The sequence below is a fragment of the Dellaglioa sp. CoH-57-MRSF-16 genome (assembly GCF_056782055.1).
Window position 1 is genome coordinate 1 of the sequence record NZ_JBXAXZ010000242.1, and the last position, 230, is coordinate 230.

A 230-nucleotide genomic window follows, 5' to 3' on the forward strand; every position below is an offset into this window, starting at 1 on the left:
GAGGCGAACCACCGCCACAACCTCGTCGAGAGAATCCGACCAGTATTCGTCACCTACCTCAATGGGTTCACCGTGGACGGTATGCAGACGGCTTTTCTTTCCCTTCGCCAGTTTCTTAGCCGGACGTTCCAGCAGCTCACAGTCCAGATCGTCGGCCTCAGCCGAAATAATGCTGCCAACGTCACCGTGCTCGACAACTTCGAGAATAATGTGGCTCGGGCTCTTGATCT

Annotated in this window: 1 protein-coding gene; it reads right to left on the minus strand. The window is 55.2% G+C overall.

All coding sequences use genetic code 11. The features are described from left to right. The coding region (locus tag AC1RPH_RS08565) for a hypothetical protein (protein WP_481762162.1) at nt 1-230 on the minus strand (230 nt) is incomplete at both ends.